The sequence below is a fragment of the Variovorax sp. 01N429 genome (genome assembly GCF_056399425.1).
The window spans coordinates 1-1682 of the sequence record NZ_JBFTRG010000046.1 but is presented as its reverse complement, the minus strand read 5'-3'; the positions used below and the strand labels follow the sequence as shown (position 1 = coordinate 1682).

General features: G+C 57.8%; 1 protein-coding gene. It reads right to left on the bottom strand.

Annotation, left to right across the window (positions count from 1 at the left end; all coding sequences use genetic code 11):
- Window positions 1-148 precede the first annotated feature (148 nt).
- Entirely contained in the window at window positions 149-1594 is a 1446-nt protein-coding gene (locus AC1DSF_RS30470; RefSeq protein ID WP_478184047.1) for an IS1182 family transposase, read from the bottom strand.
- Between the last annotated feature and the right edge of the window lie 88 nt (window positions 1595-1682).

Sequence of the window (1682 nt, the reverse complement as noted above, 5' to 3'; positions counted from 1 at the left end):
TCAAGACTGAGGCCGTGTGAGAACCACGGTGCAGACGTGACGTGACGTGACGAGAGGCCGCACGCGACTTGCGCCGCATCCAGTATCGAGGTCTCGGTGAGCTACAGAATTTTGGTGGCAAAGGGGTCCACCTTCTGTTGGATAGGGCCTAGGTGCCCATCAACTTGATCGCCTTCATCGTCTTGGACATACCCAAGATGCCAATCAATCGCTTGAGGTTGTAAGCCAACACATGGAGGCTCATCTCAGTGCCAACGTTGGCCAGCGTGCGGGTCAAGAAGTGCGTCGACCCCATCCAGTGCTTGAGTGTTCCGAACACGTGCTCGATGGTTCGCTTTCTCACTGTCATCGCCTTTGGCTTTCTAGTGAGGCGAGCCTGGACGCGGTCAATGACGGCTTCGTGCTCCCAACGGCGAACGCGCCGGAACGAACTGGTCGTGCATTGCTGTTTGATTGAGCACGAGGGGCAGGCGCTCGGCCAATAGACGCGGATCTTTTGTCCGTGCTCCTCTGAAGTGCACCGGTAGATCGCCCGTTGATTCGCAGGACATCGATACTCGTCGTCTCGAGCGATGTAGACGAAGTCATTCTTGCTGAATCGACCTTCCGCCTTGGAATTCGACGTCATGGTCTTCGGCACATACGCCGCAATTCCCGCTTCCTCGCAGGCCTTGAGCTGCGGCCCACTGAAGTACCCGCGGTCCGCGAGCGCGTGCAGCTTCTTCGATCCCATCGCCTCACGYGCGGCGATGGCCATCTTGCTGAGGTGATAGCGGTCGGTGACGACGTTGGTCACCTCGTGCGTGACGATGAGGTGATGCTTGGCATCAACTGCCGTTTGGACGTTGTAGCCAACAAGGGCTGAGCCCAGCCGGCTGGTTGCCATGGAGCGCGAGTCGGGATCTGTCAGCGACAGTTGAGCGTCTGGCTCAGACTGCACCTGGTGCCTGATTTGGTCGAGGCGACGCATCTGGTCGCGCAGCCCGCGAATCTTTTCCTGCAGATGCTCCGTCTTGGCTTCCAGTCCAGCCGGTTGGGTGCGATCTGCGGTTTCCAGTGCGTCGAGGTAGCGATCAATGCTCTGTTCGAGTTGCTCCTGACGGCGATCGACCTTGACTGGAGTGAAGTTTCGATCTCGATTGTTGACCGCCTTGAACTTGCTGCTGTCGATGGCTACGACGCCCTGAGAGAACAACTTCAACTTGCGACACATCACCACGAATTGCTTGCACACGTTTCTGATGCCCGCACCGTTGTCTCGACGGAAGTCCGCAATTGTCTTGAAGTCTGGGGCGAGGCGACCCGTGAGCCACATTAGTTCCAGATTGCGCTGAGCCTCTCGCTCCAGCCGCCGGCTCGATTGAATCTGGTTCAGGTATCCGTAGATGTAGATCTTGAGCAGGACTGACGGGTGGTACGCCGGGCGTCCAGTCAGAGCCGGATTTGTGCCATCAAACTCCAGTTCGCGAAGGTCAAGCTCTTCAACGAACGCATCCACCACACGTATCGGGTTGTCTTCGGCGATGAAATCGTCGAGGCACTGCGGTAGCAAGGTGACCTGGCTTCGGTCCTCGCCCTCGATGAATCGCTTCATGGCTCATCCTGGTCAGCCGCGTTGATTCAATCTAGGCGACGGCCCCCACGGATTCAATGTGTTTTCACACGGCCTCGACTGGTTGCAG